At 67.7% G+C, this 4,672-nt stretch carries 5 protein-coding genes; 4 read left to right on the top strand and 1 reads right to left on the bottom strand.

What is annotated here, in order from left to right; genetic code table 11:
- Both ABNT58_RS01125 and pyk read left to right on the top strand, forming a co-directional pair.
- The coding region (locus tag ABNT58_RS01125; protein ID WP_348751673.1) for a phosphate acyltransferase at window positions 1–584 on the top strand (584 nt) is incomplete at its 5' end.
- 36 nt (window positions 585–620) lie between these two features.
- A complete protein-coding gene (gene pyk, locus ABNT58_RS01120) occupies window positions 621–2,051 on the top strand; it encodes a pyruvate kinase (RefSeq protein ID WP_348751672.1) in 1,431 nt (476 codons plus the stop codon).
- An 86-nt stretch (window positions 2,052–2,137) separates the two neighbouring features.
- Here pyk and ABNT58_RS01115 read toward each other — a convergent pair whose 3' ends face one another.
- Window positions 2,138–2,896 (bottom strand): DUF481 domain-containing protein, encoded by a 759-nt coding sequence (locus tag ABNT58_RS01115; protein ID WP_348751671.1) that lies wholly within the window; start codon window positions 2,894–2,896, stop codon window positions 2,138–2,140.
- Window positions 2,897–3,127: 231 nt separating this feature from the next.
- Between ABNT58_RS01115 and fba the strand changes: the two genes are divergently transcribed.
- Window positions 3,128–4,192, top strand: a complete 1,065-nt coding sequence (gene fba, locus ABNT58_RS01110) for a class II fructose-bisphosphate aldolase (RefSeq protein ID WP_348751670.1) — start codon at window positions 3,128–3,130, stop codon at window positions 4,190–4,192.
- A gap of 66 nt (window positions 4,193–4,258) precedes the next feature.
- Window positions 4,259–4,672 (top strand): phosphoribosylaminoimidazolesuccinocarboxamide synthase (locus tag ABNT58_RS01105; RefSeq protein WP_348751669.1); only part of this gene is annotated, 414 nt, incomplete at its 3' end.

Here is a 4,672-nt window from a genome sequence, read left to right as displayed (position 1 = left end):
TGATCGGCCGCGCGCCCGGCGCCAACACCTTTGCCACGATGAACGGCGTGCTGCTGGAAAACCGCATGCTGTTCATCGCTGACACCTTCGTCAACGAAGAGCCCAGCAGCGAGGCGCTGGCCGAGATCGGCTCGATGGCGGCCGAAGAACTGCGCCGATTCGGCGTGCCGCCCAAGGCGGCCTTCCTGTCGCACTCGATGTTCGGCTCCAGCACGCGGGCCTCTGCCAAGCGCATGCGCCGGGCGGCGGCGCTGTTCCGCGAGCAGAACCCCGACATCGAATGCGAAGGCGAGCTGCACGGCGACGCCGCGCTCTCGGAAGACATCCGCGGCCGCTTCCTGCCCGAGAACCAGCTCACCGGCGAAGCCAACCTGCTGCTGCTGCCCAACATCGACGCGGCGCACATCCTGTTCAACGTGCTCAAGGTCACCAGCGGCAACGGCGTGACCGTGGGCCCGGTGCTGCTGGGCGCGGCCCGCCCGGTGCACATCCTCACCCCTTCGGCCACGGTGCGCCGCATCGTCAACATGACGGCGCTGGTGGTGGCCGACGTGGCGGCCCAGTCCGCCACCGCCGCCGCCTGAACCGTCACCGACCCAACCGACCCCGATCCATCTCCCATGAACCGTCAAACCAAGATCGTTGCCACGCTGGGCCCTGCCTCTTCCTCACCCGAAGTGCTGGAGCGGATGATCCGCGCTGGCGTGGACGTGGTGCGGCTGAACTTCTCGCACGGCAAGGCGCAGGACCACATCGACCGGGCCGCGATGGTGCGTGAGGTGGCTCGGCGCGTCGGCAAGGCCGTGGCCGTGATGGCCGACCTGCAGGGCCCGAAGATCCGCGTCGGCAAGTTCGAAGGCGGCAAGACCGAGCTGATCCCCGGCCAGCGCTTCGTGCTGGACGGCGGCACCACCGAGCTGGGCACCAACGAGCGCGTGGGCCTGGACTACAAGGAACTGCCGCGCGACGTGAAGCCCGGCGACGTGCTGCTGCTCAACGACGGCCTGCTGGTGCTGGACGTGGAGGGCGTGCACGGCGACCAGGTGCACACCATCGTGCGCATCGGCGGCGAGCTGTCCAACAACAAGGGCATCAACAAGCAGGGCGGTGGCCTGACCGCGCCGGCGCTGACCGGCAAGGACATGGAAGACATCAAGACCGCGATGAGCTTCCAGTGCGAGTACGTGGCGGTGAGCTTCCCCAAGAACGCCACCGACATGGAAATGGCCCGCCAGCTGGCCAACATGGCCGGCGAGCCGTGGCGCCACAAGCCCGCGATGATCGCCAAGATCGAGCGCAGCGAAGCCATCCCGGTGCTCGAGCAGATCCTCAAGGCCAGCGACGGCATCATGGTGGCGCGTGGCGACCTGGCGGTGGAAGTGGGCAACGCGGCGGTGCCGGCGCTGCAAAAGCGCATGATCAAGATGGCCCGCGAGATGGACAAGGTGGCCATCACCGCCACGCAGATGATGGAGAGCATGATCGTCAACCCGGTGCCCACCCGCGCCGAGGTGAGCGACGTGGCCAACGCGGTGCTGGACGGCACCGACGCGGTGATGCTCAGCGCCGAGACGGCCGCCGGCCGCTACCCGGTGGAAACCATCGAGCAGATGGCCGCCATCGCCTTCGAGGCCGAGCGCGCCGAAGACGTGCGCCTGGACGCCGACTTCACCAACAAGCGCTTCGGCCGCATCGACCAGTCGATCGCGATGGGCGCGCTGTTCACCGCGCACCACCTGGGCTGCAAGGCCATCCTGGCGCTGACGGAAAGCGGCTCGACCGCGCTGTGGATGAGCCGCCACCGCATCCACACGCCGATCTACGGCCTGACCAGCCAGGCCACCAGCGAGCGCCGCATGGCGCTCTACCGCAACGTGCAGCCGATGATCATGCCCACCTTCACCGACCGCGATGCGGCGCTGGAAAAGGCCGAGGCCCTGCTCATCGAGCGTGGCGTGCTGATGCCGGGCGACACCTACGCCATCACCTGCGGCGAGCCGATGGGGTACCCCGGCGGCACGAACATGCTCAAGGTCTGCCGCGTGGGCTGAATGGAGCACCCGGCTTCATGGAACCATGAAGCCACCCGCCGAGCGGGTTGCGCGGCCGCCTTCGGAGCGGCCGTGCGCCGGCCGCGTCAGTCCAGCCGGAACGACACGCCGGTGATGAAGAGCGTGTCGCCCTTCTTCAGCCCGGGGCCGGGGTCGCTGTCGTAGCGGTGCGAGATGCTGGCGGTCAGCGCCAGGCGGCGGGTCATGGCCACCGACAGGCTGGCGTCGAACACCGCGCGCAGCTGGTCGTTGTTGCGCAGGTTGGGCAGCAGCGTCAGCTTCTGGCGGAAGGTGGTGGTGTCGGTGAAGCGGTGGCTGGACTCTTCGGCCAGGATCAGTTCGGTGTTGCTGTACGAGTCGCGCTCGCTGCCGTCCACCACTTCGGGCTCTACGTAGCGTTCGCGCGAGTAGCCCAGGCCGGTGGACACGTCGAAGGTGAGGTCGTCGCGCCGGATCACGTGGTAGCCCGCGCCCGCGCCGATGGACGCGCGCGACGACAGGTTGGCCGGTTCGTCGCGCAGCGCATCGAACTGGCCGAAGCCGAACCAGCGGGCGCTGATGTCGCGCTGGTAGTGGGTGCCGGCGGCCAGCCGGTTCTCGGATTCGGCGCCGTCGTTGTTCACGTACAGCGCCTTGCCGTTGAAGGTCAGCTTGTCGATGGTGGTGGCCTTCACCGCCTCGCCGCTGAGGTTGATGCTGGTCGAGTCGCTGTTGCCGGACGACAGGCTGGCGCCCGCGGTGAACAGCGCACGCCATTGGCCGTCGTTCTTGACGGTGACCTGGGCCAGGGTGCTGAGTGGCGCCAGCGTGGTGGCTAGGCAGGCGGTGGCAAGGGCAAGTCGCATCGGCGGCATCGGTAGGGTCCTTCGGTGGTAGGGGGTGCGTCACCCCCGGGGGTGGTGGAAGCCGCTGTGTTGGCAAGCTCCGATCCCGCAGTGCAGCAATTGCTTGCGCACCCCCGGTTACGACGTAGGTACATCGACCCCATCGGACCGTAAAATCCGTCACATCGGAGCGCTGGGCCGGCTCGGCCCTGCGTGCTCCCCCCGCATCACCCACTCTCCCAGGAAGTTGTCATGCCCCTCGTTTCGATGCGCCAGCTGTTGGACCACGCGGCCGAAAACGGCTACGGAATCCCGGCGTTCAACGTCAACAACCTCGAGCAGGTCCAGGCCGTGATGTCGGCGGCAGACGAGGTCGGTGCGCCGGTCATCCTGCAGGCCAGCGCCGGCGCCCGCAAGTACGCCGGTGAGCCCTTCATCAAGCACCTGATCCAGGCCGCGGCCGAGATGTACCCGCACATCCCGCTGGTCATGCACCAGGACCACGGCACCAGCCCCAAGGTCTGCGAAGGCGCCATCCAGCTGGGCTTCGGCTCGGTGATGATGGACGGCTCGCTGATGGAAGACGGCAAGACCCCCGCTTCGTTCGACTACAACGTCGACGTCACCCGCCGCGTGGTCGACATGGCGCACAAGGTCGGCGTCACCGTCGAAGGTGAACTGGGCTGCCTGGGCAACCTGGAAACCGGTGAGGCCGGCGAAGAAGACGGCATTGGCGCCGAAGGCAAGCTGGACCACAGCCAGATGCTGACCGACCCCGAAGAAGCCGCCGTCTTCGTCAAGGCCACCCAGCTGGACGCGCTGGCGATCGCCATCGGCACCAGCCACGGCGCTTACAAGTTCAGCCGCAAGCCCACCGGCGACATCCTGGCCATCAGCCGCGTCAAGGAAATCCACGCCCGCATCCCCAACACCCACCTGGTGATGCACGGCTCTTCGTCGGTGCCCGAAGACCTGCTGGCCATCATCAACCAGTACGGCGGCAAGATGAAGGAAACCTACGGCGTGCCGGTCGAAGAGATCCAGGAAGCCATCAAGTTCGGCGTGCGCAAGATCAACATCGACACCGACATCCGCCTGGCGATGACCGGTGCGGTGCGCAAGTTCATGGCCGAGAACCCGGACAAGTTCGACGCCCGCGAGTGGCTCAAGCCCGCCCGTGAAGCCGCCAAGCAGATCTGCAAGCAGCGCTATCTGGAGTTCGGCTGCGAAGGCCAGGCCGGCAAGATCAAGGGCCTCTCGCTGACCGACATGGCCGGCGCCTACGCGGCCGGCAAGCTGGCGCAAACCGTCGTCTGATGGGGCAGGCCCGCCGATAGAATCGAGGGCTTTTCTCACACCGGCCCGTTCCGGGCCCGCCGAGCCATGACAGCCGCCCTCCACACGTCGTCGATCACCTCGCTGCCCCTGCTTGCCCGGGGCAAGGTCCGCGACAACTACGCGGTGGGCGACGACCGGCTGCTGATGGTGGCCAGCGACCGGCTCTCGGCCTTCGACGTGATCATGGGCGAGCCGATTCCCGGCAAGGGCGAGCTGCTCACGCGCATGGCGCTGTTCTGGTTCGACCGCCTGAAGGACATCGTGCCCAACCACCTGACCGGCGAAGCGCCGGAAAGCGTGGTGGCGCCGCACGAAGTGGCCCAGGTCCAGGGCCGCTCGATGCTGGTCAAGCGCCTGCAGCCACTGCCCATCGAGGCCGTGGTGCGCGGCTACCTGGCCGGCAGCGGCTGGGCCGAGTACCAGAAGACCGGCGAGGTCTGCGGCGTCAAGCTGCCGGCC

It is taken from the genome of uncultured Aquincola sp., assembly GCF_964001545.1.
Classification (GTDB): domain Bacteria; phylum Pseudomonadota; class Gammaproteobacteria; order Burkholderiales; family Burkholderiaceae_C; genus Aquincola.
Note: the sequence above shows the minus strand (reverse complement) of the source record. Positions and strands in the feature narration are given on the sequence as shown.

Coding starts and splice junctions, on each gene's coding strand:
- fba (WP_348751670.1), top strand. CDS start 3,128: ATGCCCCTCGTTTCGATGCGCCAGCTGTTGGACCACGCGGCCGAAAAC.
- ABNT58_RS01115 (WP_348751671.1), bottom strand. CDS start 2,896: ATGCGACTTGCCCTTGCCACCGCCTGCCTAGCCACCACGCTGGCGCCA.
- pyk (WP_348751672.1), top strand. CDS start 621: ATGAACCGTCAAACCAAGATCGTTGCCACGCTGGGCCCTGCCTCTTCC.